The sequence below is a fragment of the Streptomyces sp. NPDC048442 genome (assembly GCF_040651475.1).
Taxonomy (GTDB): Bacteria; Actinomycetota; Actinomycetes; order Streptomycetales; family Streptomycetaceae; genus Streptomyces.
In genome coordinates this window covers 218995-244736 of the sequence record NZ_JBEZKB010000001.1, presented here as the reverse complement: position 1 = coordinate 244736, position 25742 = coordinate 218995, and the positions used below count along the sequence as shown (strand labels likewise).

Below are 25742 nucleotides of genomic sequence, written 5' to 3'. Positions count from 1 at the left end.
ATGACGCTTTCAACGGGCGCTGAGCAGCTGGTGCCCTTGCTGGGGGTTCGGGGGTCGTCCCCCGGGCGGCACGGTCAGCCGGGGCAGCAGGGGTTGTTTTCGCGGTTGAAGGACGCTTTCAACGGGCGCTGAGCAGCTGGTGCCCTTGCTGGGGGTTCGGGGGTCGTCCCCCGGGCGGCACGGTCAGCCGGGGCAGCAGGGGTTGTTCTCGCGGTTGAAGGACGCTTTCAACGGGCGCTGAGCAGCTGGTGCCCTTGCTGGGGATTCGGGGGTCGTCCCCCGGGCAGCACGGTCAGCCGGGGCAGCAGGGGTTGTTCTCGCGGTTGAAGGACGCCTTCAACGGGCGCTGGTCCGCATGGTGTGGATTCTGTGGAAAACGGGGTCGGGCCTTCGGGGCCGGCCCCGTTTTCCGTTCGATTCGGCGGGTCGGCCCGGTCGTGAAACGATGCGGGCATGTCTGTTGAGTCCAGGGTGATGCCCGCGCTGGGAGAGCTGTGCCGGCGAGGGATTGTGCAGGCGCCCATGGCCGGTGGGGCCTCCTGCCCCGAGCTGGCCGGTGCCGTGTCCGAGGCCGGTGGGCTCGGCTTCCTCGCGGCCGGTTACAAGACCGCCGACGGGATGTACGAGGAGATCAAGCAGCTGCGCGCGCTGACCCCGAAGCCGTTCGGGGTCAATCTGTTCATGCCGCAGCCCGCCGCCGACCCGGCGGCCCTGGACCTGTACCGGCAGCAGCTGGCGAGCGAGAGCGCCTGGTACGAGACGCCGATCGCCGAGCGCGACGATCACGGCACCGACGACGGGTACGAGGCCAAGCTGGCGCTCCTCGTCGACGACCCCGTGGCCGTGGTGTCCTTCACCTTCGGTTGCCCCTCAAGAGATGAACTCGACGCCCTCGCGAAGGTCAGGACCTTCACTGTCGTCACCGTCACCACTCCGGAAGAGGCGCAGGCCGCCGAGTGGGCGGGCGCGGACGCCGTGTGCGTGCAGGGCATCGAGGCCGGCGGGCACCAGGGCACGCACCGCGACGACCCGCAGACCGACGGCAGCAGCGGGCTCGGGCTGCTGTCCCTGGTGACGCAGGTCCGCGAGACCGTACAGCTGCCGGTGATCGCCGCCGGAGGGCTGATGCGCGGCTCGCAGATCGCCGCCGTACGGGCCGCGGGGGCGGACGCGGCGCAGCTGGGGACGGCGTTCCTGGCGTGCCCGGAGTCCGGTGCGCACGCGATCCACAAGAAGGCCCTGAAGAACCCCTTGTTCGTACGCACGGAACTCACCCGGGCGTTCTCCGGGCGGCCCGCGCGGGGCCTGGTCAACCGGTTCATGCGCGAGCACGGCCCGTACGCCCCGTCCGGGTATCCCGAGGTGCACTACATGACCGCCGGGCTGCGCAGGGCCGCGGCGCGGGTGGGTGACGCCCAGGGCATGGCGCTGTGGGCGGGACAGGGGCACCGGCTGGCGCGGGACCTGCCCGCCGGGCGGCTTGTACAGGTGCTCGCGGCCGAGGCGGACTCGGCGTGGACGGAGATGGCTTTGAGGAGGTCGACGTCATGACGGCGCCGGTGTTCGTGGTGGAGAGCGTGCCGCAGGGCGGGGAGTACGTCCTGGAGGGCCCCGAGGGGCGCCACGCGGTGTCCGTACGGCGTCTGAAGGAGGGCGAGGACGTCGTTCTGGCCGACGGGGCGGGGAACGGCGCCGAGGGCGTCGTCGTCGCCGCGGAGGGCAAGGACCGGCTCGTCGTGAAGGTCACCGGGACGGTCGTCGAGGACGAGCCCCGGCCGCGCATCACCGTCGTGCAGGCCCTCCCCAAGGGGGACCGGGGCGAGCTGGCCGTGGAGACGATGACGGAGACCGGGGTCGACGCCGTCGTGCCGTGGCAGGCCGCGCGCTGCATCACGCAGTGGAAGGGCGAGCGGGGCGCCAAGTCCCTCGCCAAGTGGCGGGCCACCGCGAGGGAGGCCGGGAAGCAGTCGCGCAGGCTCCGCTTCCCCGAGGTCACGGACGCGATGAGCACCAAACAGGTGGGGGCACTTCTGGCCACCGCCGACTTCGCCGCCGTGCTGCACGAGGACCGGGACGCCGACAGCGGTGCGCTGGCGGTCGCGGAGCTCCCTCAAGAGGGCAGCATCGTGCTGGTCGTCGGGCCCGAAGGGGGAGTGTCCCCGGAGGAGCTGGCCGTCTTCGCCGCGGCGGGGGCGAAACCGTACCGGCTGGGACGCAGTGTGCTGCGTACGTCCACGGCGGGCACGGCGGCGACGGCGCTGCTGCTGGGGCGTACCGGCCGGTGGTCCTGAACGGCCCCCTCGTCCTGAACGGCCCCGTGGGGAACAGCTCCGCGGGGAAGTCTGGTTTTCTGTCCTCCGCCTCAAAGAGGAGTGCATCATGGAACTCGCTCAAGTCCGGCTGCTGGTCTCGGACTTCCGTGCCTGCTACCGCTTCTACGGCGAGGTGCTGGGGCTGAAGCCCCAGTCCGGCTTCGCCGACGGGCCGTACGAGAAGTTCTCGCCGGCGACCGGGTCCGCCGGGATCGCCCTCCAGGACCGGGCCATGATGGCCGAGCTGCTCGGGGAGCTCGCCACGGATCCCGCGGGGCACCGGTCGTTCGTGGTGCTGCGGGTCGACGACCTCGACCGGTACTGCGAGGAGATCACCGGGCGGGGCGCGGTCCTGGTGCACGGACCCGCGCCGATGACGGAACGCATGCGTGTCGCCCACCTCAAGGACCCCGAGGGGAACCTGGTGGAACTCCAGGAGTGGCTGCTGCTCGGCGGCTGAAACGCCCCTGTCCCTCCCCCGTGTGCGGTGGCAGGCTGCCCTCCATGGGGGCAATGAGGCGAATACGGCACCGGCGCACCCTCGCGGCGATCGGTGTCGCCGGTGCGGCGGTCGCGGGCGTCACGGCGTGCGAGCCGGGCGCCGCCGACGGCCTGAGTTCCTTCGCGGTCGCGCTGACCACCGACCAGAGGGGTACGAGTGCGTTGCAGCGTGCCGGGGTCGACGTCGACTGGATGACCTGTACGGCCACCGTCGGGGAGACCGGCAGGGCCACCGCCCGTGCCGGCAGAGCCACCGGCAGTCCCGGCCCCCGCCGCTCCGTCGCCACCGTCGCGTGCGAGGGCCAGTCCCGGGACGGGCGCGAGATCCGGATCGCGGGCAAGGTCACTGACGAGCGCGACGGGCGGTGCGTACGGGGCGACCTGACCGCGAAGGTGTCGGGGCGGACCGTGTTCCGGGTGAGCGTGCTGGGCAACTGCAACGCCCCCACCACGGGACCGACTTCGGCGCCGCCCACGTGGCCCACGCCGACCACCGGGCCCACGCACCGGCCCACGGGGAAACCGACGACCACCGTCACCGTGGCCCCGCCGGAACCCGACCCCGTCCCCGATCCGAAGCCCACCGTCACCGTCACGGTGACCGCGCCGCCCGACCCGGCCCCCGATCCGAAACCCACCTGCGGCTGTCCTTCGGACAAGTGAGCAGCGAACACCGAGCGCACCGGCCGCGCGTGCGAGGTTCGCGGCGGTGACGGCGGGGCAGGGATGTGCGCATGCGGCGGGCAGGACCCGGGAGTGCGACCGCCGCGACCGGGGTGTGCGCAGGGCTGCCACCTTCGCCGCGCATACCTACGTAGTCCCCACGGGGGAATTAGGTGTACGGATCTCCGGCCGACGGGGGCGCGCGGCGGGCCCGTCGGCCGCCACAGTGGGCGCATGCCTCCCGCATACGGCCACCCCGTCCCCCGCATCCCCCACGAGCCGGTCCTCGGTGAGCTCCTCGAAGTCCTCGCCGACACCAGGCTGGTGACCCTCACCGGGCCCGCCGGAGTCGGCAAGTCGCATCTCGCCGCACGCCTCGCGGAGTCCGTCACGGATCTCCCCGTCCACCGCGCGGACCTCTCCGACTGCGCCGACGCCGCACTCGTCCCGCAGACCGTCGCCGCGGCCCTGCACGCCGGGACCGCCCCCGGCAGCGGGACAGACCCGATGGAGGCGGTGCTGCGGCTCCTTGCGGGGCGGCGCGGGCTGCTCGTACTGGACACCTGCGAGCGCGTCCGGGTGGGCTGCGCGTACCTGGTGGGCAGGGTGCACGACTCGTGCCCCGGCCTGCAGATCCTGGTGACGAGCCGCAGTCCGATCGGTGTGCCCGGCGAGTACCGGGTGCCGCTGCGCCCGCTGTCGTGCGATCAGACCGTCGAACTCCTCCGTGAGAAGGCGGCGGTGCAGGGGGTGGACCTGTCGGTGTTCTGGACCCGGCTGCTGGCCGAGCGCCTCGACGGCGACCCGCTGAGCGTGCTGCTCGCGGCGCGCACCCTGGGCAGGTCCCTCACCCCGCAGCAGCTCTACGGCAGCCTGTGTGAACCGGGCGCCAGGTTCGGGGTGTTGATACACGGTCCCAAGGAACCCTCCCGGCACCGCACCCTCTTGAGGGCGATCGCGTGGAGCCACGATCTGTGCGGGCGGGCCGAACGGCTGCTGTGGGCAAGGCTGTCGGCGTTCACCGGGAACTTCACCGCCGAGCAGGTCGAGACGGTGTTCGCGGGCGACGGCGAACTGGCCGCGCTGATCGAGGCGTCGGTGGTGCTGCCGGAGGACGACGGAACGTTCCGACTGCCGCTGGCGCACCGGGAGTACGGGCAGCTGCTGCTGGCGGGCCTGGGAACGCCGTAGGGACGCCGCGGGGATGCCGCAGCGGCGCCGTGGGGCTGTTTCCCGCCCCGCGTGGGCAGGGGGGCGTACCGCCTTCGTAGGGTGGCCGCATGTCCGACGAGTCACCTCTGATCCGCAGCCTGCGCACAGCCGTTGCGGCCGTCCCCGACGACGTACCCCTGCGGTTGCACCTCGCCGAGCTGCTGCTCGACGCGGGGCAGGGCGACGCAGCCGTCGGGGAGGCCGCCGTCGCGCTGACGCACGCGCCCGGCGACCCGCAGGCACGGGCACTGATGGCGCGGGCGGTGGGAGGCCCGGTGGCGCCCGTGACGCAGGCTCCTGAACCGCCCGTGACGCAGGCTCCTGAACCGTCCGTGACGCAGCCCCCGGCGGGGTTCGACTGGCGGGCCGCCGAGCAGGAGGTCGGGGACGCGGTGCCGCCGCGTTTCGCCGCGACGGGCGACACCGCGGAGGCGGTGGCGGACGCCCCCGCGTACGACATCGAGGCGCCCGGCCGGATCCGTCTCGCCGACGTCGGCGGCATGCAGGAGGTCAAGGACCGCCTGGAAGCGGCGTTCCTGGCACCCATGCGCAACCCGGAGCTGCGCAGACTGTTCGGCAAGAGTTTGCGCGGCGGGCTGCTACTGTACGGGCCGCCCGGCTGCGGCAAGACGTTCATCGCCCGTGCGATCGCGGGGGAGTTGGGTGCGTCCTTCATGTCGGTGTCGCTCAGCGACGTCCTCGACATGTACGTCGGGCAGTCCGAGAAGAACGTCCACGAAGTGTTCAGGGCCGCCCGCGCCAAGGCCCCCTGCGTGGTCTTCCTCGACGAACTGGACGCGCTGGGCGCCAAACGCAGCCGCTCGCACCACAGCGGGCTGCGCAACGCCGTCAACCAGCTCCTCGTCGAACTCGACGGCGCCGACGGCGACAACGAGGGCGTCTTCGTCCTCGCCGCCACCAACGTCCCCTGGGACGTGGACCTCGCGCTGCGCCGCCCCGGCCGCCTGGACCGCACCCTGCTGGTGCTGCCGCCCGACGAGGCGGCCCGCGAGGCGATCCTCCGCTACCACCTGCGGGAACGCCCCATCGACTCCGTCGACCTGGGCAGACTCGTCAACGTCACGGACGGCTTCTCCGGCGCCGACCTCGCGCACGTCTGCGACACCGCGTCCGAGACGGCGCTCATGGACTCCGCGCGCACCGGCACCGTACGCATGATCAACACGAAGGGCCTGCTGGGCGCCGTACGGCAGATCAAGCCGTCCACCGAGGCCTGGTTCGCCTCCGCGCGCAACGTCGCCATGTTCGCCAACGACGGCGGCACGTACGACGACCTGCTCGCCCACCTCAAGAGGAAGCGGAAACTGTGAGCGGCACGACGGGGAGCCTGGAGGACGCCGTCGAGAAGGCGGACCTCCTCCTGGAGGTGGGCAGGACCGAACAGGCCCGCGAGCTGATCGCCCGCAGGCTCGCCGATGAGCCGTCCGACGCGAAAGCCTGGACGCGGATGCACCGCTGCCATCTGAGGGCCGAGGAGTACGAGGAGGCCGAGCGGGCGCTCGACCAGGCCCTCGCGCATGCCCCGGACTACGCGTACGCGCACATCCTGCGCTCCTACTTCTTCCACGGAGCCCCCAACTGGCACAAGGCACTGGCCGCGGGGCGGGAGGCCGTGCGCTGTGCACCGGACTCCTGGAGCGCGCACGTCGCGCTCTCCAAGGCGATGATGCACCCCTTCGACCAGTGGCCGGCTGCACTGGAGGTGGCGTTCCAGGCGGTACGGCTGGCACCGCAGGAGCCGGAGGCGCACCAGGCGGTCTACACCTACGCCTACTTCCTCAAGAGGCAGGACCTGATGGAGAGTTCCGCCCGCGCGGCACTCTCCCTCGACCCGGAGTGCAGGTGGGCGCACAAGGCCCTCGCCGAGGCGAAGGCCAAGGACCCCTCCGCGAAACTGTCCGACATCGCCGACTCGTACGCCACGGCGCTCTCCGTCCTCCCGCAGGACAAGGAGATGCAGCGGGCGCTCCAGGGCGCCGTCTTCCGGATGCTGCGCGGCACCCGCTGGCTCGCCCTGTTGTGCGTGGTGATCTCCGGGGTGTCCGGGCGGCTCTTCCCCGGCGAGGGCGACGACGCGGGCCTGCCCGCGCCGCTGGGCACCCGGCTGTACGCACTCGTCGTGATGGGCGCGGTGTGGGGGTTCGGGGCGTGGCGGCGCTACCGCAGGATGCGCACTGGAGTGCGGTTGAGCTTCGGGGAGTTCGTACGGACGAACTTCTGGGGCAAGGTCGCCGTCGGGCAGGCCGCCTGGTGCACCCTGTGCGCGGTCGTCGTGGTCGCCGTGCCGTGGACGGAACGCCTGGTGCCGCAGATCCTGTTCTGGCTGGCGCTGGTGCCGACGCTGCTGACGATCTGGTTCGAGCGGGCCGGCATGCGCCGCTGACGGAGCGCGGCGTACGGCGGGCAACGGGCGGGCCCCGGCCCGGCAGCACCGTACGGATAGCATGCGCCGTACCCGATCACCGCATCATGAGGAGGGCACGCCATGGCCGGCGAACCGCAGGCGGACTGCCTGTTCTGCAAGATCGTGGCAGGGGAGATCCCCGCCACGATCGTCCGCGAGAGCGAGACCACTGTCGCCTTCCGCGACATCAACCCGCAGGCGCCCACCCACGTCCTGGTCATCCCCAAGGTGCACCACCCGGACGCCGCCTCGCTGGTCGCCGCCGAGCCGCAGATCGCCGCCGACATGCTGCGCGAGGCCGGACAGGTCGCCCTCGACGAGAAGCTCGCGGGCAGCGGCTACCGCATCGTGTTCAACACGGGCGCCGGAGCGGGCCAGACCGTCTTCCACGCGCACGCCCACGTCCTCGGCGGGCGCGGCCTCAACTGGCCGCCCGGATAAGCCCGGTTCGACAGGTCGACAGGTCGACAGGTCGCCAGTTCGGAAGTCCGAAAGTTCGAAAGAGAGCACCGTGTCCGCACGCGAACTGGTCGTCCTCGGCACCGCCAGCCAGGTACCCACCCGCCGCCGCAACCACAACGGCTACCTCCTGCGCTGGGACGCCGAGGGCATCCTCTTCGACCCCGGCGAGGGCACCCAGCGCCAGATGCTGCGCGCCGGGGTCGCCGCGTACGACATCAACCGGATCTGCGTCACGCACTTCCACGGCGACCACTCCCTCGGTCTGGCCGGAGTCGTCCAGCGCATCAACCTCGACCGGGTTCCGCACCCCGTCACCGCGCACTACCCGGCGAGCGGGCAGCACTTCTTCGAGCGGCTGCGGTACTCCACCGCCTACCGAGAGACGGTCGACATCGCACAGGTCCCGGTGTCCGCCGACGGCGCCCTGGCCGCGACCCCCGCGTACACCCTGCACGCCCACAAGCTGTCGCACCCTGTGGAGAGCTACGGCTACCGCCTGGTCGAGCCCGACAGCCGCCGCATGCTGCCCGAGAAGCTCGCCGCGCACGGCATCAAGGGCCCCGACGTCGGCCGCCTCCAGCGGGAGGGCACGCTCCACGGCGTCGCCCTCGAAGAGGTGAGCGAGGAACGCCGCGGACAGCGCTTCGCGTTCGTCATGGACACCCGCCTGTGCGACGGCGTGCACGCGCTCGCCGAGGGCTGCGACATGCTCGTCATCGAGTCCACGTTCCTCGACGAGGACGTCCGTCTCGCCACCGACCACGGCCACCTCACCGCGGGGCAGGCCGCACGGGCGGCGCAGGAGGCGGGCGTACGGCACCTGGTCCTGACGCACTTCTCGCAGCGCTACAGCGAGCCCGAGGAGTTCGAACGCCAGGCCCGCGCGGCCGGCTTCGAGGGCGAGCTGACCGTCGCCGCGGACCTGATGCGGGTGCCGGTGCCCAAGCGGGTGTGAACGGGGCACCACCGAGCACCCCCGCACCACCGGGCGGAGCCCCAGCGGCTTTGCGACGTCCACGTGACGCCCCGTTCACAGAGCGCCGCCCGGCCCCGACGATCGTGCACACTGGCCGCGAAACGGCAGCACAGGCACCGCACCACGGGGAGCGACCAGTGAGTACGCACCAGCACTTCGGCGATCACTACGCCGACCACTACGGCGATCACTACGCCGACCACGATCCCGCCCGCCGGGTCGACCCCCTCGACGGCCTGCGCGCCCCCGACGGGCCCGCCTGCGACGTGTTCCTCACCGGCACGGTGTTCCTGGACATCATCTTCACCGGGCTCGACAGCGCCCCCGTCCGCGGCACCGAGACCTGGGCCCGCGGCATGGGCTCCAGCCCCGGCGGCGTCGCCAACATGGCCACCGCCCTCGCCCGTCTCGGCCTGCGCACCTCCCTCGCCGCGGCCTTCGGCGACGACCACTACGGCGAGTACTGCTGGGACGCCCTCGCCGACGGCGAAGGCATCGACCTCGGGATGTCCCGTACGGTCGCCGGCTGGCACTCCCCGGTGACCGTCTCCATGGCATACGAGGGCGAGCGCACCATGGTGTCGCACGGCCACGAGGCGCCCCCGCCCGGCGGTTCCGCGCCCTTCCCCTCGTGCCCCCCTCGCGCGCGTGCCGCCATCGCGTCCCTCGTCCCGGGCCGCCGCGAGGAGTGGACCGCCGCTGCCGCCCGCTGCGGCGCCAAGGTCTTCGCCGACGTCGGCTGGGACGACACCGGCCGCTGGGACCTGGCCGGGCTCGCCGACCTGGAGCACTGCGAGGCCTTCCTCCCGAACGCGGAGGAGGCCATGCGCTACACCCGCACCGACTGCCCTCGCAGCGCCGCCCGCAAGCTCGCCGAGAAGGTGCCGCTCGCGGTCGTCACCCTGGGCGCGGAGGGCGCGTACGCGGTGGACGGCTCGACCGGCGAGACCGCCGAGGTGCCCGCCATCGCCGTCGAGGCACTGGACCCGACCGGTGCCGGGGACGTCTTCGTCGCCGGGTTCGTCACCGGCACCCTCGCCGACTGGCCGCTCGCCGACCGGCTCGCCTTCGCGGGGCTCACCGCCGCCCTCTCCGTGCAGGAGTTCGGCGGCTCGCTGTCCGCGCCCGGCTGGTCGGAGATCGGCGCGTGGTGGCAGCAGGTGCAGGGGCACGACGCCCAGGACCGGGAGGCGCTGCGCCGGTACGCGTTCCTGGACGGCCTCCTCCCGGCGGACGCCCGGCCGTGGCCGCTGCGCAGGGCGGTGCCCACGATCGGGTTCCGGGCGTAGCGCGAGAAGGGCATAGCGCGCGAAGGACATGGCGTACTGAGAATCCGGGCGCAGCGCGCGAAGGAACAACCCCACGGGTAAAACCCCTCGGTGTTGTCAGCGCCGAGTCGTACGCTTGGGATTCCAGAGGTTTTCGAGCCGCGAGAACCCTGCAACGGGAGGTATGTGCAGGCCACAGTGCCGGCCCATGACTCAGACACCCACACAGCAGCCGCAGGCCCGCGCCGAGTTCAAGATCCCTGCCACGCACCCGATGGTGATGGTGCTGGGATCGGGCGACGCCCTGCTGCGCGTGATCGAAGAGGCCTTCCCGGCGGCCGACATCCACGTCCGGGGAAATGAGATCAGCGCTACGGGGGAGCCGGCGGAAGTCGCCCTGATCCAGCGGCTGTTCGATCAGATGATGCTGGTGCTCCGCACCGGGCAGCCGATGACGGAGGACGCAGTGGAACGCTCGATCGCCATGCTCAGGGCGAACGGCAACGGGGCCAACGGGGAAGGGGCCGCCGAGACCCCGGCCGATGTCCTGACCCAGAACATCCTCTCCAACCGCGGCCGCACCATCCGCCCCAAGACGCTCAACCAGAAGCGGTACGTCGACGCCATCGACAGGAACACCATCGTCTTCGGCATCGGCCCCGCCGGTACGGGCAAGACCTACCTCGCCATGGCGAAGGCGGTCCAGGCGCTCCAGTCCAAGCAGGTCGACCGGATCATCCTGACCCGTCCCGCCGTCGAGGCCGGCGAGCGCCTGGGCTTCCTGCCCGGCACGCTCTTCGACAAGATCGACCCGTATCTGCGCCCGCTCTACGACGCGCTGCACGACATGATGGACCCCGAGACCATCCCCCGCCTGATGGCGGCCGGGACGATCGAGGTGGCCCCCCTGGCGTACATGCGCGGCCGCGCGCAACCGGTCTTCACGAACGTGCTGACTCCGGACGGCTGGCGCCCCATCGGGGACCTCCGGGTGGGCGATCTGGTGGTCGGCTCCGACGGCGAGCCGACTCCTGTCCTCGGCGTGTATCCGCAGGGTGAGAAGGACATCTATCGCGTCAGCGCCCAGGACGGGTCCTGGACGCTGTGCTGCGCCGAGCACCTGTGGACGGTACGGACGGCTGACGACCGTCGTCGTGACCAGCCGTGGCGGGTCCTGGAGACCAAGGAGATGATCGGCAACCTCCGTGCCGGGCACGCCCGTCGCTACGAACTGCCGCTGCTCACCGCTCCGGTCGAGTTCCCCGAACGCGAGGTGCCCATGGATCCGTACGCCCTGGGCCTCCTGTTGGGCGACGGCTGTATGACCGGTGGGACCACGCCGTCCTTCGCGACCGAGGATCCGGAACTGGCCCTCGCACTGGGTGCGGCGCTTCCCGGCGTCAGCGTCCGGCACAAGGGCGGACCCGATTACGTCCTGAACCGGGTGAAGACACCGGGCAGCGTCGCGACACGGGAGAACCCGGTCACCGGGGCACTGCGCGCCCTGGACCTGATCGGAGCCAGGCCGCACTCCAGGTTCGTGCCGGACGACTACCGGTTCAACTCGTCCGAGGTCCGGCTGGCGGTCCTCCAGGGGCTCCTCGATGCCGACGGAGGGCCGGTCACCCAGGCCGACCGAACCTGTCGCATCCAGTACTCGACGACGTCGATCCCGCTGCGCGACGACGTCATCGCCCTGGTCCAGTCCCTGGGCGGGGTCGCCTACACCCGCCGCGGGGCGGCGCAGGGCCGCGAGCCGGGGCGGGCCAGGGGGCGCGAGGTGCACCACCGGTACGACTCCCACGTCATCGACATCCGCCTCCCGGAGGGCATCGAGCCCTTCCGTCTCGCCCGCAAGCGGGAGAAGTACCACGAGGCAGGAGGCGGCGGCCGCCCGGTGCGGTTCATCGACAGCATCGAGCCCGCGGGGCGCGAGGAAGCAGTCTGTATCCAGGTCGCGGCCGAGGACTCGCTCTATGTGACTCAGGACTACCTCCTGACCCACAACACGCTGAATTCCGCGTTCGTCGTCCTCGACGAGGCGCAGAACACCAGCACCGAGCAGATGAAGATGTTCCTCACCCGGCTCGGCTTCGACTCGAAGATCGTCGTCACCGGCGACGTCACCCAGGTCGACCTGCCGAACGGCACGAAGAGCGGTCTGCGCCAGGTCCAGGACATCCTGCAGGACGTTCCGGACGTCCACTTCTCGCGGCTCACGTCGGAGGATGTCGTACGGCACAAGCTCGTCGGCCGTATCGTCGACGCGTACGAGCAGTACGACAGCCGCAACGACACCCGCAACGGGCGAGGCGGCCAGACCGGGAAGTAGAGCAGAAGCGCACCATGTCGATCGACGTCAACAACGAGTCCGGAACCGAGGTCGACGAGCGGGCGATCCTCGACATCGCCCGCTATGCCCTCACGCGGATGCGCATCCACCCGCTCTCCGAACTCTCGGTGATCGTCGTGGACGCCGCCGCCATGGAGCAGCTGCACATCCAGTGGATGGACCTCCCCGGTCCGACCGATGTCATGTCCTTCCCGATGGACGAGCTGCGTCCGCCGACGAAGGACGACGAGGAGCCCCCGCAGGGGCTCCTCGGTGACATCGTGCTCTGCCCCGAGGTCGCCGAGCAGCAGGGCAAGGACGCCGACACCGAGCACTCCATGGACGAGGAGCTCCAGCTCCTCACCGTGCACGGTGTGCTGCACCTCCTCGGCTACGACCACGAGGAGCCCGACGAGAAGGCCGAGATGTTCGGCCTGCAGGCGGCCATCGTCGACGGCTGGCGGGCGGAGAAGGGCCTTGAAGGCCCGTCCCCGGCGCCGACCGTCTCATGAGTCCGCAACTGATCGTCGGAGCCGTCGCCCTGGTCGTCGTGGCCTGGCTGGCGGCGTGCGCGGAGGCCGGTCTGGCCCGCGTCACGAGTTTCCGGGCGGCGGAGGCGGTACGGGCGGGCAGGCGCGGCAGCGCGAAGCTCGCGCAGGTGGCCGCCGACCCGACCCGGTACCTGAACGTCGCACTGCTGGTGCGCGTCGCCTGCGAGATGGCGGCCGGCGTCCTGGTCACGTACGGCTTCCTCGAAGTCTTCGACCGGACGTGGCAGGCGCTGCTCGTCGCCATCGCGGTGATGGTGCTCGTGTCGTACGTCGCGGTGGGTGTTTCGCCGCGCACGATCGGGCGCCAGCACCCGCTGAACACGGCGACGGCTTCGGCGTACGTACTGCTGCCGCTGGCCCGGATCATGGGGCCGATTCCGCAGCTGCTGATTCTCATCGGTAACGCACTCACCCCGGGCAAGGGTTTCCGCAAGGGCCCCTTCGCGAGCGAGGCGGAGCTGCGCGCGATGGTCGACCTCGCCGAGCAGGAGTCGCTCATCGAGGACGACGAACGGCGCATGGTCCACTCGGTGTTCGAGCTGGGTGACACGCTGGTGCGGGAAGTGATGGTGCCGCGGACGGACCTGGTGTCGATCGAACGGTTCAAGACGGTCCGGCAGGCGCTGACGCTGGCGCTGCGGTCCGGGTTCTCGCGGATCCCCGTGACCGGGGAGAACGAGGACGACGTGGTGGGCGTCGTCTACCTGAAGGACCTGGTCCGCAAGACGCACGTGAACCGGGACTCGGAGTCGGACCTCGTGTCGACGGCGATGCGTCCGGCGGTGTTCGTGCCCGACACGAAGAACGCCGGTGATCTGCTGCGCGAGATGCAGCAGGAGCGCAATCACGTGGCGGTGGTGATCGACGAGTACGGCGGTACGGCCGGGATCGTCACCATCGAGGACATCCTGGAGGAGATCGTCGGGGAGATCACCGACGAGTACGACCGTGAGGTCGCCCAGGTCGAGGAGCTGGGGGACGGCCGCTTCCGGGTCACCGCCCGGCTCGACATCGACGACCTCGGGGAGCTGTACGGCCTCGACGAGTACGACGACGAGGACGTGGAAACGGTGGGCGGGCTGCTGGCGAAGGCCCTCGGCCGGGTGCCGATCGCCGGGGCTTCGGCGATGGTCGACCTGCCGGACGGACGCCGGCTGCGTCTGACGGCGGAGTCGCCTGCGGGGCGGCGGAACAAGATTGTGACGGTGCTGGCGGAGCCGGTGGCGTCGGAGGGTGCGGAGTAGGGGCGGGCCTTTGCGCATGGCCCGCGCGGGCCGCGCGGACCGGTGGGGGCCGGTGTTCGGGGCTGCGCCCCGTGCCCGGCTGCGCCGCGCGTCCTCAAACGCCGGACGGGCTGAGATTCTCAGCCCGTCCGGCGTTTGAGGACACAGCCCGGCATACTGGCCGCCATGACCCCCGCCCAGCTCCGTGCCCTCTGTCTTGAATTCAATGAAGCCGTCGAGGAGTTCCCCTTCGGGCCCGAGACTTCCGTCTTCAAGGTGCTGGGCAAGATGTTCGCGCTGAGTGCCCTCGACTCCGTGCCGCTCTCGGTGAATCTGAAGTGCGACCCGGAGAACGCGCTCCGGCTGCGCGGTGAGCATCCCGCGATCGTTCCCGGGTGGCACATGAACAAGCGGCACTGGAACACCGTCACCCTCGACGGCACCGTCCCCGACCGGCTCGTGCGCGAGATGGCCGAGGACTCGTACGACCTCGTGGTGGCCAAAATGCCGAGGGAGACCCGGCTCAGGCTCGACCGCCCCTGAGCGCCCGTCCGCGCAGCCCGTACGCGGCCAGCAGGGCAGTGAGTACGGCAAGACCGCCGGCGAGGCCGAGGACCAGGCGTACGCCGGTGAAGAGGTCGCCCTGGGTGGTGGCCAGGACGCCCAGGAGCGGGATGCCGATCGTCATGGACACCTGCTGGGTGGTGGTGACCAGGCCGGTTGCCAGGCCCTGTTCGGAGTCGGGGACCCCGGAGGTCACCGTCAGTCCGTACGAGACGATCGCGCCCAGGTGCGCCATGCTCGCCAGCGAGACGAGGACCGTGACGAGCAGGGCTCCCGACTCCTTGCCGATGCTCACCAGCGCCGCCATCAGCAGGCCCTGGACGAGCAGGGACACCACCAGGGTGCGGCGGGCGCCGAGACGGCCGACGACCTTCGGCGTGAGGGCGCCCGCGACCACCGACAGCACGCCCTGCACGCCGAAGACCAGGCCGGTCTGCGAGGCCGAGAGGTGCAGTACCTCCTGGAGGTACAGGGTCAGGACGAAGACGACCGTGGTCATCGTCGCGAACGTGGCCAGACCACCCAGGTTGCCCCAGGCGACCGACGGGCGGCGCAGCATGGGGAGCGAGACGAGAGGGGCCGTCGCCTTCGCCTCTATGAGGACGAAGGCGGTGAGGAGCCCGAGGCCCGCGACGAGGGTGACGATGACGTCCGCGCCGCCGAAGCCGCGTTCGGCGGCCGTGGACAGGGCGTAGATCAGGGAGAGCAGACCGCCGGTGACGGTGATCGCGCCGGGGATGTCCAGGCGCGGGCGCTCCGGGTTGCGGGACTCGGTCAGGACGCCGGGGGCGAGCGGCAGCACGATCAGCGTGAAGAGCGCGAGCAGCCCCATGGTGGAGCGCCAGCCGAGGGTGTCGGTGAGGACGCCGCCGAGGACCATGCCGACGGTGAAGCCCAGGGAGAGCAGGGTGCCGCTGATGCCCAGGGCGCGGTCGCGCTGCGGACCCTCGGGGAAGGTGGTGGTGAGGAGCGACATTCCGGTGGGGACGATCGCGGCGGCGCCGATGCCCTGCAGGGCGCGCCCGGCCAGGAAGGACGCCGGGTCCCAGGCGAAGGTGGCGAGCAGGGACGCCGTACCGAACAGGGTGAGCCCGGCCAGGAACAGCTTGCGGCGGCCGAACAGGTCGCCCATGCGGCCGAAGAGCAGCAGGAACCCGCCGGAGGGGAGCGCGAAGGCGGTGACTCCCCACTGGAGCGCGGACTGGCTCATGCCGAGGTCGGCGCCGAGGGCGGGCAGCGCCACGTTCAGTACGGAGAAGTCGAGCGCCACCATGAACTGCGCCGCGCACAGCACGAACAGGACGAGAACGGAGCGGCCGGTCAGCCGCTCGGGAGCGGTGGGAGCGGTGGGAGTGGTGGGGTGCGCGTGGGGAGGGGTGGGAGCGGTGGGTGTGTCGAGTGCCATGTGCCACAGCTTGCGTTTCCCGGAATGACCGTGGGGAGTGGGAACTTATCCTGTTGGCGCCACCACCAGGCAGCCGCGGAGCAGGGGGAGAGACGGCATGGCGACGGCAGCACACCGTACGGGCGACAGCGTGGGCGGCAGCATGAGCGACAGCACCGGCGTGAGCATGAAGGAGCACCGGCTCTGCGAGCTGCGCGAGTTCCTGATGAGCCGTCGGGCCCGGATCACCCCCGCCCAGGCGGGACTTCCCGACGGCGGCGCCCGGCGCCGCACCCCGGGGCTGCGCCGCGAGGAGGTCGCCGTGCTCGCGGGGGTGGGCGTCAGCTGGTACCAGTGGCTGGAGCAGGGGCGGGACATCACGGTGTCGCCGCAGGTGCTCGACTCGGTGGGGCGGGTGCTGCGGCTGAGCAGCTCCGAGCGCCGTCACCTGTATGTGCTCGCCGGGCTCAATCCGCCCGCCCCCGAGGTCGATCCGGGCGTCGACGACATGTGCGGCGGGCTGCGGCGGCTCATCGACGCGTGGATGCCGTATCCGGCGCACATCATGGACGCCTACTGGAACACGGTCCAGTACAACGACGCCGCCGCGATGGTCCTCGGGATGTGTCCCGGCATCGTCCAGAACTGTCTGATCGCCTTCTTCACCGACCCCGTGTACCGGGCGAGGGCGGCGGGCTGGGAGAAGCTCGCGGGGCAGGTGGTGGCCCAGTTCCGGTCGGCCTGCTCGGAGCGGCCGGACGACGACGGCTTCCGGGAGGTCATTGCACGGGCGAAGCAACTCAGCCCGGAATTCAGTGAGTTCTGGGAGCGCAGGGACATCGCACCGGGCGGGCAGCTGGCCAAGGACCTGACCCATCCGGTGGTCGGCGCGCTGCATGTGGAGACCACGCAGCTGCGCGTACCGGCCCGGCCCGACCTGGTGATCGTGCTGCACACGCCGCGTCCGGACACGGGGACGGCGGAGAAGCTGGAGTGGCTGGCGACGCCGGAGGGGCGGCGCGAGGCGATGCACCCGGTGGGGGGCTGAGTCACCCGCTTCCGGGGGTGCCCCGGCCGGACTTCCAGGGGTGCCCTGGCCGGACTTCCGGGTTGCCCTGGCCGGATTTCCGGGGGTGCCCTGGCCGGATTGGTGTTTCCTTTACCTTCCACTTACATTCCCGGGAGTAAATCGAACATCTCTTCAGGAGCTCCCGTGCGTACTCGTACCCTCCGCGCCGCCGCCGTCGGCCTGGCCGCCTCGTCCGTCCTTCTGGCCACCGCGTGCGAGGGCGGTGCGAAGGCGGAGGAGAAGCCCGCGGCGAAGAAGCCGACCGCCGCCGCGAAGCCCTCGACGCCGCCGGCCGTCGCCCCGCTCACCCAGCGCCAGGTGGAGTCCGCGCTCCTGGAGGTGCGGGACATGCCCACCGGCTGGAGCAAGGACAACGAGATCTCGTCGAGCGCCGCCGGCAGCACCGAGTTCGCTCTGGGCAAGACCGACAAGCCGGAGTGCCAGTTCCTGTTCGACGCGGTGGTGGGCTCCGAGAAGGGCGCCAAGCCCCAGAACTCCGCCGTCGTGGGCTTCACCAAGTCGGAGGAGGGGCCGATCCTGGTCGGCGGGGTGACCGCGTACACCGAGGCCGAGGCCAAGACGCTGATGAAGGAGCCGCCGCTGCCTCCCAGCTGCCGCAAGTTCACCGGTGACTTCGAGGGCGACAAGGTCACCGTGGTGTACGAGGACCTGTCCGTGCCGAAGGCGGGCCAGGACTCCCAGGGCCTGCGCCTGAAGCTCACGTCGAAGGACCCGGAGATGCCGTCCATGCAGTACGACATCGCCCACGCGCGCGTCGGCGGGGCGATCGCCACCACGATGGAGATGAGCTTCCTGAAGGCCGACGTCCAGGCCTTCGCGGACGCGTTCACCAAGTCCGTCACGAAGGTCGAGAAGGTCACCAAGGAAGGCCCCGCGGGCAAGAAGGCCTGAGTACTTCCTATGCTCGGGGCATGACCACGCCGCAGCCCCAGCAGGATGCCCCCCTCGGCCCCGAGGACCAGAAGCTCATCACCCTCGCGCGCTCCACCCGCGCCCGCAACGCAGTGCCCGAAGGCGCGGCCGTGCGCGACGAGACCGGGCGTACGTACGTCGCCGGGACCGTCGCCCTCGACTCGCTGCGGCTCAGCGCGCTGCAGACCGCCGTCGCGATGGCAGTCGCCAGCGGCGCGCAGTCCCTGGAGGCGGCAGTCGTCGTGACGGCCGCCGACGGGGCGGCCGAGGCCGACCTGGCGGCGGTACGTGACCTGGGCGGCGCGGGCACCCCGGTACTGGTGGCAGGACCGGACGCGGCGGTGAAGGTACGGGCCGAGGCGTAGCAGCGGATCGGGCCGCGCGACGCGGGACGCTCCGCGCGACGCGGTGCAGGCCGTGTGCGGTGCAGGCCGTGCACGGTGCAGACCGTGTGACGCGGCACACGTGCGGTGCGGGCGGGGGTCGGGCGACCCCCGCCCGCACCATGCGTACGGCGCCGGTCCGGCCCGCATGACGCGCGCGGCGGGACGTTCGGCCCGGGACTTCCGGCCCGGCGCGCGGGGGCGGTCCGGCCGGGACCTTCGGCCCCCGGAGGCCGCCGAAGGACCGTGGATCGGGGCGGCGTGCGCTGGGAGTGTGGAGACCACGCCGCAAGGGACATCGCAAGTTTCCGTGCGGCGGACCACGTCCCCCAGAGTTAGGTCACTACGTGCTTTCCTCCCTGATCCGCACCACCGCCGCCCGCCGTATCACCGGTTCCGTCGTCGCGGCAGGCGCCGCAGCGGCCGTGCTCCTGACGGGTGCGGGCTCCGCGTCCGCCGCTTCGGGTGCGAACTGGTCGGCCGTCGCGGCGTGCGAGTCGGGCGGCAACTGGGCCACCAACACCGGCAACGGTTACTACGGCGGTCTCCAGTTCACCCAGCAGACCTGGGCCGCCTACGGCGGCACCGCACACGCGCCGAGCCCCCACCAGGCGAGCCAGGCGGAGCAGATCGCCGTCGCCGAGAAGGTCCTCGCGGGCCAGGGCGCGGGCGCCTGGGGTTCCTGCGGCGCCAAGGGCGGGCTGGCGTAACCGAGCCGCCTGCGCACCCGTACGACATCGAAGGGCCGACCACTGGTCGGCCCTTCGGCGTACATCGGGGAGAATGGGGCCCATGAGCGCTCGTACTCCCGAAAACCCCGCAGCCGACCCCGCCCCCCACCGGGCCGGCTTCGCCTGCTTCGTGGGCCGCCCCAACGCGGGCAAGTCCACCCTTACGAACGCTCTGGTCGGTCAGAAGGTGGCCATCACCTCCAGCCGCCCCCAGACCACCCGGCACACGGTGCGCGGCATCGTGCACCGGCCGGACGCGCAGCTGATCCTGGTGGACACGCCGGGCCTGCACAAGCCGCGCACGCTGCTCGGCGAGCGGCTCAACGACGTCGTACGGACGACGTGGGCCGAGGTCGATGTGATCGGCTTCTGCGTGCCCGCCGACCAGAAGCTGGGACCCGGCGACAAGTTCATCGCCAAGGAACTCGCCGGGATCAAGAAGACCCCGAAGATCGCCATCGTGACGAAGACCGACCTCGTCTCGCCGAAGCAGCTGCGCGAGCAGCTCCTGGCGATCGACGAGCTCGGGCGCGAACTGGGCATCGCGTGGGCGGAGATCGTGCCGGTGTCGGCGGTCGGCGACCAGCAGGTGTCGCTGCTCGCGGACCTCATCGCCCCGATGCTGCCCGAGAGCCCGCCGCTGTACCCGGAGGGCGACCTCACGGACGAGCCCGAGATGGTCATGGTCGCGGAACTGATCCGGGAGGCGGCGCTGGAGGGCGTGCGCGACGAGCTGCCGCACTCGATCGCGGTGGTCGTCGAGGAGATGATCCCGCGCGAGGACCGTCCGGCGGACCGGCCGCTGCTCGACATCCACGCGAACGTCTACATCGAGCGGCCCAGCCAGAAGGGCATCATCATCGGCCCGAAGGGCCAGCGGCTGAAGGACGTCGGGACGAAGTCCCGCAAGCAGATCGAGGCGCTGCTGGGGACGCCGGTGTTCCTCGACCTTCATGTGAAGGTCGCGAAGGACTGGCAGAGGGACCCGAAGCAGTTGCGCAAGCTCGGATTCTGAGGGGGTCGCGAGGGCGTGCGGTCGGGAGGGGCGGGCTCTGCGTGGGGCCGCCCCCTTGCCCACCCGTTCCGCCCCCGGGGGGCGGCCCCGCTGCCCTAGGGGGCTAAGGGGGCTAGTGGGGCTGAGGGGCAGGCAGTTAGGGGCGCGGGGAACTGCGCGGCCAGCCACGGCGCACCCGCACATGCGAACCCCAGTGGTCAGGCCCCCTCCTTCAGCACTCGCGAGATCAAGTCCCGCTGTGCCTCGGAGAGTTGCGGCTCCGCGCAGTGCACTGTCTGCCCGTCGACGGTGATCTCGTACGAGAATCCGTCCGGGATCGCCGCCCCCGGCAGCTTCACGCCCCGGCCGGAGGCGACCGCCGCCGCGGCCAGGGCGTGCCACTCGCGGGCGTCGGGCAGGCCCGAGGTGTCGACCTCGGCCCGGCGCTCGATGCCGGCGAAACCTCCGGTGCGGACTACCGAAATAAGCATGGGGTCCGTTCTAGTACGCGCAGGGCTCCGCCGGTAGGGGGCGCCCCGCCGGTCATGGCCGGAACGCCCCACGTACAGCAGCAACAGCCGGCTACAGCTTCGCCTTCGCCTGCGTCGGCACTCCCACCTGCTCCCACGCCTTCAGCAGCGCGTCCTTCTCCTCGCCGTCCCCGAACCGCCGGTGCGCCGCCGCCACCGTGGCCTGCGCGAAGTCCGCGAAGGTCGGTGTGACGGTGAGTGTCCCCGCGGTGAGGGTGTCGTACCAGATCTGCCCGGCCCGCTCCCACGCCTTGCCGCCGAGCGCGTCGGCGAGCAGGTAGAACGCGTGGTTGGGGATGCCCGAGTTGATGTGGACGCCGCCGTTGTCGCGGCCGGTGGTGACGTAGTCGTCCATCGTCGCGGGCTGCGGGTCCTTGCCCAGTACGTCGTCGTCGTACGCCGTGCCCGGGGCCTTCATCGAGCGCAGGGCGACCCCGGAGACGCGCTCGGAGAGCAGCCCGGCGCCGATCAGCCAGTCGGCCTCGGAGGCCGTCTGGTCGTTGACGTACTGCTTCACGAGCGAGCCGATGACGTCCGACATGGACTCGTTGAGCGCACCCGGCTGGCCGAAGTACGTGAAGTTCGCCGTGTACTGGGTCACGCCGTGCGCCAGCTCGTGGCCCATGACGTCGACGGGGATCGTGAAGTCGAGGAACAGTTCCCCGTCACCGTCCCCGAAGACCATCTGCTCGCCGTCCCAGAACGCGTTCCCGTAGTTCTTGTCGTAGTGGACGGTGGCCAGCAGGGACATGCCGTTGCCGTCGATGGAGTTGCGGTCGAAGGCCTTCAGGAGCAGGTCGAAGGTGGCGCCGAGACCGGCGTACGCCCGGTTCACGGTGGCGTCCTTCGTGGGCTTGTCACCCTCCTTGCGTACGACCTTGCCCGGCAGGTCGCGCCTGCCGTGCGCGTCGTGGATGGTGCGGTGCACCAGCTTGTCCGCGGCGCCGGGGGCGGGGACGAGTGACGGCGCGCCGACGACCGTGGTCAGCCGGCGGTGGGTGCGCTGCGCGGCGTCCGCTTCGAGGGTGCGGCGGGCGGGTCCGGAGAGTGCGGGGTCCTCGGCCTGTGCGAGCTTGTCGAGGACGTGGGGCGGCACGATGGTGCAGAAGACGGGGTGCATGGCTTCCATGGCGAGCAATGTGGCACCGGGTCATGCCGCTGTCACTACCTGCCACCATGATTCGCACGATATTTCAAGTCATCGAGTGAAGGATCACTGTTTCGCTGACATCGAGGACGGGTCTTGCATACTGATACGGGACCGGCGCCCCCGCCGCACCTCGGTTAGGCTGCGGCACATCATGCGTTTCGGGCTGCTTCTCCTTAGCTGCCGCGGCGAGGGCCTGTAGTCGTAGGCCGACCCCCTCCCCGCGGGATCTGGTGCTGCGCGACAGTCGGCCGTCCCCTTGCAGGAGACCCGAGGAGCCCTACGCAATGACCCCCCAGCAGGCCGGCCCGCAGTCCGTCGGCAGCCCCACCCCCGTCACCAACGCCGCGCACTTCCAGCGGCCCTCCGGGATGCCGGTCCACAAGTACGCGGGTTACGAGGCTGTCGCCATCCCCGACCGGACCTGGCCCGAGGCCCGCATCACCAAGGCTCCCCGCTGGCTCTCCACCGACCTGCGCGACGGCAACCAGGCCCTGATCGACCCCATGAGCCCGGCCCGCAAGCGCGAGATGTTCGATCTGCTGGTGCGGATGGGCTACAAGGAGATCGAGGTCGGCTTCCCGTCGTCCGGCGAGACCGACTTCAACTTCGTACGCTCCATCATCGAAGAGGGCGCCATCCCCGAGGACGTGACGATCTCCGTCCTCACCCAGGCCCGCGAAGAGCTGATCGAGCGCACCGTGGAGTCCCTGCGCGGCGCCCACCGGGCCACCGTGCACCTGTACAACGCGACCGCCCCGACCTTCCGCCGCGTGGTCTTCCGCGGTACGAAGGAGCAGGTCAAGCAGATCGCCGTGGACGGCACCCGGCTGGTCATGGAGTACGCGGAGAAGATCCTCGGCCCCGAGACGATCTTCGGCTACCAGTACTCGCCGGAGATCTTCACCGACACCGAGCTGGACTTCGCCCTGGAGGTCTGCGAGGCGGTCTGTGACGTGTGGGGTCCGGAGGAGAGCCGCGAGATCATCCTCAACCTGCCCGCCACGGTGGAGCGTTCGACGCCCTCGACCCATGCGGACCGCTTCGAGTGGATGTCCCGCAACCTGTCGCGCCGTGAGCACGTCTGCCTGTCCGTGCACCCGCACAACGACCGCGGCACCGCCGTCGCCGCCGCCGAGCTGGCCCTCATGGCCGGCGCGGACCGCATCGAGGGCTGCCTGTTCGGCCAGGGCGAGCGCACCGGCAACGTCGACCTGGTCACCCTGGGCATGAACCTGTTCTCGCAGGGCATCGACCCGCAGATCGACTTCTCGCAGATCGACGAGATCCGCCGCACCTCCGAGTACTGCAACCAGATGGAGGTCCACCCGCGCCACCCCTACGCGGGCGACCTGGTCTACACCGCCTTCTCCGGCTCCCACCAGGACGCCATCAAGAAGGGCTTCGACGCCATGGAGGCGGACGCGGCGAAGCAGGGCAGAGGCGTCGACGACATCGAGTGGGCGGTGCCGTACCTGCCGATCGACCCGAAGGACGTCGGCCGCTCGTACGAGGCCGTGATCCGGGTCAACTCGCAGTCCGGCAAGGGCGGTATCGCGTACGTCCTGAAGAACGACCACAAGCTGGACCTGCCGCGCCGCATGCAGATCGAGTTCTCGAAGATCATCCAGCAGAAGACGGACGCCGAGGGCGGCGAGGTCACCCCGAAGGCCATCTGGTCGGCCTTCAGCGACGAGTACCTGCCCGACGGCGGCAACCCGTGGGGCCGCATCCAGGTCCGCTCCGGCCAGACCACGACGGACACCGACGGCCGCGACACCCTGACCGTCGAAGCGGTCGTCGACGGCGTGGACACGGTGCTGACGGGCGTCGGCAACGGCCCGATCTCCGCCTTCTTCGACGCACTGGCCGCGGTCGGCGTCGACGCCCGCCTGCTGGACTACCAGGAGCACACGATGAGCGAGGGCGCCTCCGCGCAGGCCGCCTCGTACATCGAGTGCGCGATCGACGGGAAGGTCCTGTGGGGCATCGGCATCGACCCGAACACCACTCGGGCTTCCCTGAAGGCCGTTGTCTCCGCCGTGAACCGGGCAGCGCGCTGACCTGAGCGTTTCCCCTGTGGCCCGTGAGGTTCCGCCCACCCGCGCCGGTGGGCGGGGCCTTTGTCTTTGCCCGGGGTGCTGACGCCGCCTCCCGGATGTGGCTAACATCACGTCCAACCCCGGCAAAGATGCCGAAGCGTGACGGAGGTGCGCGGTGCCGCCAGTACGAGGCCGATCGTCCAGCCCGTGGGGCAGTGTGGTGCGCAGCCCGTGGGGTGTGCGCACCACCTGGACCACCGTCGGTGACGGCGAGTTCTTCTGCCCCGGCTGCGGCGGTGACCGCAACTACGCCCACCGCACGGGCCGTCGGCGCCTCACCGTCTTGGGGATCCCCCTCTCCGTCCGCGGCACGGTCGGCCCGGTCGTCCAATGCGCGTCCTGCGAGGGGCAGTTCGGGGCGGACACCCTCGACCACCCCACCTCGGTGCGCTTCTCCGCGATGCTCCGCGACGCCGTCCACACGGTCGCCCTCGCCGTCCTCGCCGCCGGCGGTACGTCCTCCCGCACGGTGACGAGCACCGCCGTGGCGGCGGTCCGCTCCGCCGGGTTCGAGGACTGTACGGAGGAGGAGCTCACCCACCTCGTCGAGGCCCTGGCCGCCGACACGGGGCGCTATCTGCCGGACGGTCCTGCCGCCGGTGCGGCGGACGCGGCCGCGGCGGCCGCAGCGGCGTGTCCGTACAGCGCCACCCTCGCCATCGAACTCCACGAGGCGCTCGGCCCCCTCGCCCCGCACCTGGCCCCCGCGGGCCGCGAGTCGATCCTGGTCCAGGGCGCCCGTATCGCGCTGGCCGACGGCCCGTACAGCACCGCCGAGCGCGAGGTGCTGGTGACGGTGGGGGCGGCGCTGCAACTGTGCGCGGACGACACGGCACGGCTGCTGGCGGCGGCCAGGACGCCTTCCTGAGCGCTGCCCGAACACGCCGTGGTGGTGTGATCAGGCCGATCGTGGATACCCGCGCCGGTATGGCTCGGATACCGAAGTTCGGACGCAAGGGTCGCCGGGCGGACCGCGAGGAGCGGATCGGCCCGGATCCAGAGGTGGAGCGCAAGGCTCCTGACGCACCGACCGCGCTGTCGAAGGGGTCGTGGCGGTCCGCGATGAAGGGGACGCTGCGCGAGTTCAAGGACGACGAACTGGCGGACCGCGCGGCGGCGCTGACGTATTACGGAGTGCTGTCGCTGTTCCCGGCGCTGCTGGTCCTGGTGTCCCTGCTGGGCATCGCGGGCAGGTCCGCCACGGAGAGCGTCCTGGACAATCTCCAGCAGATGACGCCCGGCTCGGCCCGGGACATCATCACGCGGGCGGTCGAGCAGCTCCAGGGCAACAGCGGCGTCGGCTCGGTCATGGCCCTGGTGGGGCTGGCCCTGGCGGTATGGTCCGCTTCCGGCTACGTGGCGGCGTTCATCCGCACGGCCAACGCCGTGTACGACATGCCCGAGGGGCGCCCGGTGTGGAAGGTCCTTCCGGTGCGGATCGGGGTGACCGTGGTGCTCATGGCGCTGACCGTGGTCAGTGCGCTGATCGTGGTCTTCACCGGGGACCTGGCCCGCCGGGCGGGCACCGCACTGGGGATCGGGGACACGGCGCTGACGGTGTGGGCGGTCGCGAAGTGGCCGGTGCTGATCGTCCTGGTCACCTTCATGATCGCGATCCTGTACTGGGCCACCCCGAACGCGAAGGTCCGGGGCTTCCGGTGGGTCACACCGGGCAGTCTCCTCGCCCTGCTGCTCTGGCTGCTGGCCTCGGCCGGGTTCGCGTTCTACGTGGCGAACTTCGCCTCGTACAACAAGACGTACGGCACCTTCGCGGGCGTCATCGTCTTCCTGGTCTGGCTCTGGATCAGCAACCTGGCGATCCTGCTCGGTCTGGAGCTCGACGCGGAGGCCGTCAGGCAGCGCGCGATCGCCGGCGGACACCCCCCGGAGGAAGAGCCGTACGTGCAGCCGCGCGACACCCGCACGTGGGACGAGCAGGACCGTCGCCGCATGGAGTGAACACGCCCCGGGGGGGGAGGG

Annotated in this window: 24 protein-coding genes and 1 pseudogene; 22 read left to right on the top strand and 3 right to left on the bottom strand. The window is 71.1% G+C overall.

Annotated features, from left to right (window positions below; translation table 11 throughout):
• Positions 1 to 453: 453 nt before the first annotated feature.
• From AB0D18_RS01190 to AB0D18_RS01125, 14 genes are all read left to right on the top strand, one after another.
• Entirely contained in the window at positions 454 to 1551 is a 1098-nt protein-coding gene (locus tag AB0D18_RS01190; protein WP_362410750.1) for a nitronate monooxygenase, read from the top strand.
• Positions 1548 to 2291: a 16S rRNA (uracil(1498)-N(3))-methyltransferase gene (locus tag AB0D18_RS01185; RefSeq protein WP_362410747.1), complete on the top strand. Its 744-nt coding sequence runs from the start codon at positions 1548 to 1550 to the stop codon at positions 2289 to 2291. The genes AB0D18_RS01190 and AB0D18_RS01185 overlap by 4 nt, the downstream gene beginning before the upstream one ends.
• An 88-nt stretch (positions 2292 to 2379) precedes the next feature.
• The gene (locus tag AB0D18_RS01180; RefSeq protein WP_362410744.1) at positions 2380 to 2772 is read left to right on the top strand and encodes a VOC family protein; all 393 of its coding nucleotides are present in this window, start codon (positions 2380 to 2382) and stop codon (positions 2770 to 2772) included.
• A 44-nt stretch (positions 2773 to 2816) separates the two neighbouring features.
• Entirely contained in the window at positions 2817 to 3476 is a 660-nt protein-coding gene (locus AB0D18_RS01175) for a hypothetical protein (RefSeq protein ID WP_362410741.1), read from the top strand.
• 234 nt (positions 3477 to 3710) lie between these two features.
• Positions 3711 to 4667 carry an AAA family ATPase gene (locus AB0D18_RS01170; RefSeq protein WP_362410738.1) on the top strand — a complete coding sequence of 319 codons (957 nt, stop codon included), beginning with the start codon at positions 3711 to 3713 and terminating at the stop codon, positions 4665 to 4667.
• A gap of 89 nt (positions 4668 to 4756) precedes the next feature.
• Positions 4757 to 6019, top strand: coding sequence for an AAA family ATPase (locus AB0D18_RS01165; protein WP_362410735.1), 1263 nt, complete (start codon positions 4757 to 4759; stop codon positions 6017 to 6019).
• The gene (locus AB0D18_RS01160; RefSeq protein WP_362410732.1) at positions 6016 to 7092 is read left to right on the top strand and encodes a tetratricopeptide repeat protein; all 1077 of its coding nucleotides are present in this window, start codon (positions 6016 to 6018) and stop codon (positions 7090 to 7092) included. The genes AB0D18_RS01165 and AB0D18_RS01160 overlap by 4 nt, the downstream gene beginning before the upstream one ends.
• Before the next feature lie 102 nt (positions 7093 to 7194).
• Positions 7195 to 7554, top strand: coding sequence for a histidine triad nucleotide-binding protein (locus AB0D18_RS01155; RefSeq protein ID WP_362410729.1), 360 nt, complete (start codon positions 7195 to 7197; stop codon positions 7552 to 7554).
• A 70-nt stretch (positions 7555 to 7624) separates the two neighbouring features.
• Positions 7625 to 8530, top strand: a complete 906-nt coding sequence (locus AB0D18_RS01150) for a ribonuclease Z (protein ID WP_362410726.1) — start codon at positions 7625 to 7627, stop codon at positions 8528 to 8530.
• Positions 8531 to 8787: 257 nt separating this feature from the next.
• Complete coding sequence (locus AB0D18_RS01145) at positions 8788 to 9840, top strand: PfkB family carbohydrate kinase (RefSeq protein WP_362412090.1); 1053 nt, start codon at positions 8788 to 8790, stop codon at positions 9838 to 9840.
• Positions 9841 to 10027: 187 nt separating this feature from the next.
• Entirely contained in the window at positions 10028 to 12151 is a 2124-nt protein-coding gene (locus AB0D18_RS01140; protein ID WP_362410723.1) for a PhoH family protein, read from the top strand.
• A gap of 14 nt (positions 12152 to 12165) precedes the next feature.
• A complete protein-coding gene (ybeY, locus tag AB0D18_RS01135; protein WP_362410720.1) occupies positions 12166 to 12663 on the top strand; it encodes an rRNA maturation RNase YbeY in 498 nt (165 codons plus the stop codon).
• Positions 12660 to 13946, top strand: a complete 1287-nt coding sequence (locus AB0D18_RS01130) for a hemolysin family protein (protein WP_362410717.1) — start codon at positions 12660 to 12662, stop codon at positions 13944 to 13946. The genes ybeY and AB0D18_RS01130 overlap by 4 nt, the downstream gene beginning before the upstream one ends.
• Positions 13947 to 14111: 165 nt before the next feature.
• A complete protein-coding gene (locus AB0D18_RS01125) occupies positions 14112 to 14468 on the top strand; it encodes an MmcQ/YjbR family DNA-binding protein (protein WP_362410715.1) in 357 nt (118 codons plus the stop codon).
• On the opposite strand, the gene AB0D18_RS01120 is transcribed toward AB0D18_RS01125, so the two are convergent.
• The gene (locus AB0D18_RS01120) at positions 14449 to 15894 is read right to left on the bottom strand and encodes an MFS transporter (RefSeq protein ID WP_362410712.1); all 1446 of its coding nucleotides are present in this window, start codon (positions 15892 to 15894) and stop codon (positions 14449 to 14451) included. The two genes, AB0D18_RS01125 and AB0D18_RS01120, sit on opposite strands and share 20 nt — an antisense overlap.
• 142 nt (positions 15895 to 16036) lie before the next feature.
• Between AB0D18_RS01120 and AB0D18_RS01115 the strand changes: the two genes are divergently transcribed.
• The 5 genes and pseudogenes from AB0D18_RS01115 (at position 16037) to era (ending at position 20004) form a co-directional block, all read left to right on the top strand.
• On the top strand, positions 16037 to 16921 hold the full coding sequence (locus AB0D18_RS01115; protein WP_362412087.1) for a helix-turn-helix transcriptional regulator: 885 nt from the start codon (positions 16037 to 16039) through the stop codon (positions 16919 to 16921).
• A 165-nt stretch (positions 16922 to 17086) separates the two neighbouring features.
• A complete protein-coding gene (locus AB0D18_RS01110) occupies positions 17087 to 17854 on the top strand; it encodes a hypothetical protein (RefSeq protein WP_362410709.1) in 768 nt (255 codons plus the stop codon).
• Positions 17855 to 17874: 20 nt separating this feature from the next.
• Positions 17875 to 18240: a cytidine deaminase gene (locus AB0D18_RS01105; RefSeq protein WP_362410706.1), complete on the top strand. Its 366-nt coding sequence runs from the start codon at positions 17875 to 17877 to the stop codon at positions 18238 to 18240.
• 428 nt (positions 18241 to 18668) lie between these two features.
• Positions 18669 to 18947: pseudogene (locus AB0D18_RS01100) on the top strand (transglycosylase family protein); the annotation flags it as partial.
• Positions 18948 to 19050: 103 nt separating this feature from the next.
• Positions 19051 to 20004: a GTPase Era gene (gene era, locus AB0D18_RS01095; RefSeq protein ID WP_362410703.1), complete on the top strand. Its 954-nt coding sequence runs from the start codon at positions 19051 to 19053 to the stop codon at positions 20002 to 20004.
• A gap of 197 nt (positions 20005 to 20201) precedes the next feature.
• On the opposite strand, the gene AB0D18_RS01090 is transcribed toward era, so the two are convergent.
• Positions 20202 to 20474 carry a protealysin inhibitor emfourin gene (locus AB0D18_RS01090; protein ID WP_362410700.1) on the bottom strand — a complete coding sequence of 91 codons (273 nt, stop codon included), beginning with the start codon at positions 20472 to 20474 and terminating at the stop codon, positions 20202 to 20204.
• A 91-nt stretch (positions 20475 to 20565) separates the two neighbouring features.
• Positions 20566 to 21642, bottom strand: a complete 1077-nt coding sequence (locus tag AB0D18_RS01085; RefSeq protein WP_362410697.1) for a M4 family metallopeptidase — start codon at positions 21640 to 21642, stop codon at positions 20566 to 20568.
• Positions 21643 to 21947: 305 nt separating this feature from the next.
• Between AB0D18_RS01085 and leuA the strand changes: the two genes are divergently transcribed.
• From leuA to AB0D18_RS01070, 3 genes are all read left to right on the top strand, one after another.
• Complete coding sequence (gene leuA, locus AB0D18_RS01080; protein ID WP_362410694.1) at positions 21948 to 23723, top strand: 2-isopropylmalate synthase; 1776 nt, start codon at positions 21948 to 21950, stop codon at positions 23721 to 23723.
• A 217-nt stretch (positions 23724 to 23940) separates the two neighbouring features.
• Positions 23941 to 24630: a TerB family tellurite resistance protein gene (locus tag AB0D18_RS01075; protein WP_362410691.1), complete on the top strand. Its 690-nt coding sequence runs from the start codon at positions 23941 to 23943 to the stop codon at positions 24628 to 24630.
• 59 nt (positions 24631 to 24689) lie between these two features.
• The gene (locus tag AB0D18_RS01070; protein ID WP_362410688.1) at positions 24690 to 25721 is read left to right on the top strand and encodes a YihY/virulence factor BrkB family protein; all 1032 of its coding nucleotides are present in this window, start codon (positions 24690 to 24692) and stop codon (positions 25719 to 25721) included.
• The last annotated feature ends 21 nt before the right edge of the window (positions 25722 to 25742 follow it).

Bases quoted from the DNA above. Each gene is read 5' to 3' on its own strand.
- AB0D18_RS01190 (WP_362410750.1), top strand. From the start codon at position 454: ATGTCTGTTGAGTCCAGGGTGATGCCCGCGCTGGGAGAGCTGTGCCGG.
- AB0D18_RS01185 (WP_362410747.1), top strand. From the start codon at position 1,548: ATGACGGCGCCGGTGTTCGTGGTGGAGAGCGTGCCGCAGGGCGGGGAG.
- AB0D18_RS01180 (WP_362410744.1), top strand. From the start codon at position 2,380: ATGGAACTCGCTCAAGTCCGGCTGCTGGTCTCGGACTTCCGTGCCTGC.
- AB0D18_RS01175 (WP_362410741.1), top strand. From the start codon at position 2,817: ATGGGGGCAATGAGGCGAATACGGCACCGGCGCACCCTCGCGGCGATC.
- AB0D18_RS01170 (WP_362410738.1), top strand. From the start codon at position 3,711: ATGCCTCCCGCATACGGCCACCCCGTCCCCCGCATCCCCCACGAGCCG.
- AB0D18_RS01165 (WP_362410735.1), top strand. From the start codon at position 4,757: ATGTCCGACGAGTCACCTCTGATCCGCAGCCTGCGCACAGCCGTTGCG.
- AB0D18_RS01155 (WP_362410729.1), top strand. From the start codon at position 7,195: ATGGCCGGCGAACCGCAGGCGGACTGCCTGTTCTGCAAGATCGTGGCA.
- AB0D18_RS01140 (WP_362410723.1), top strand. From the start codon at position 10,028: ATGACTCAGACACCCACACAGCAGCCGCAGGCCCGCGCCGAGTTCAAG.
- ybeY (WP_362410720.1), top strand. From the start codon at position 12,166: ATGTCGATCGACGTCAACAACGAGTCCGGAACCGAGGTCGACGAGCGG.
- AB0D18_RS01130 (WP_362410717.1), top strand. From the start codon at position 12,660: ATGAGTCCGCAACTGATCGTCGGAGCCGTCGCCCTGGTCGTCGTGGCC.
- AB0D18_RS01125 (WP_362410715.1), top strand. From the start codon at position 14,112: ATGACCCCCGCCCAGCTCCGTGCCCTCTGTCTTGAATTCAATGAAGCC.
- AB0D18_RS01120 (WP_362410712.1), bottom strand. From the start codon at position 15,894: ATGGCACTCGACACACCCACCGCTCCCACCCCTCCCCACGCGCACCCC.
- AB0D18_RS01115 (WP_362412087.1), top strand. From the start codon at position 16,037: ATGAGCGACAGCACCGGCGTGAGCATGAAGGAGCACCGGCTCTGCGAG.
- AB0D18_RS01105 (WP_362410706.1), top strand. From the start codon at position 17,875: ATGACCACGCCGCAGCCCCAGCAGGATGCCCCCCTCGGCCCCGAGGAC.
- era (WP_362410703.1), top strand. From the start codon at position 19,051: ATGAGCGCTCGTACTCCCGAAAACCCCGCAGCCGACCCCGCCCCCCAC.
- AB0D18_RS01090 (WP_362410700.1), bottom strand. From the start codon at position 20,474: ATGCTTATTTCGGTAGTCCGCACCGGAGGTTTCGCCGGCATCGAGCGC.
- AB0D18_RS01085 (WP_362410697.1), bottom strand. From the start codon at position 21,642: ATGGAAGCCATGCACCCCGTCTTCTGCACCATCGTGCCGCCCCACGTC.
- leuA (WP_362410694.1), top strand. From the start codon at position 21,948: ATGACCCCCCAGCAGGCCGGCCCGCAGTCCGTCGGCAGCCCCACCCCC.
- AB0D18_RS01070 (WP_362410688.1), top strand. From the start codon at position 24,690: ATGGCTCGGATACCGAAGTTCGGACGCAAGGGTCGCCGGGCGGACCGC.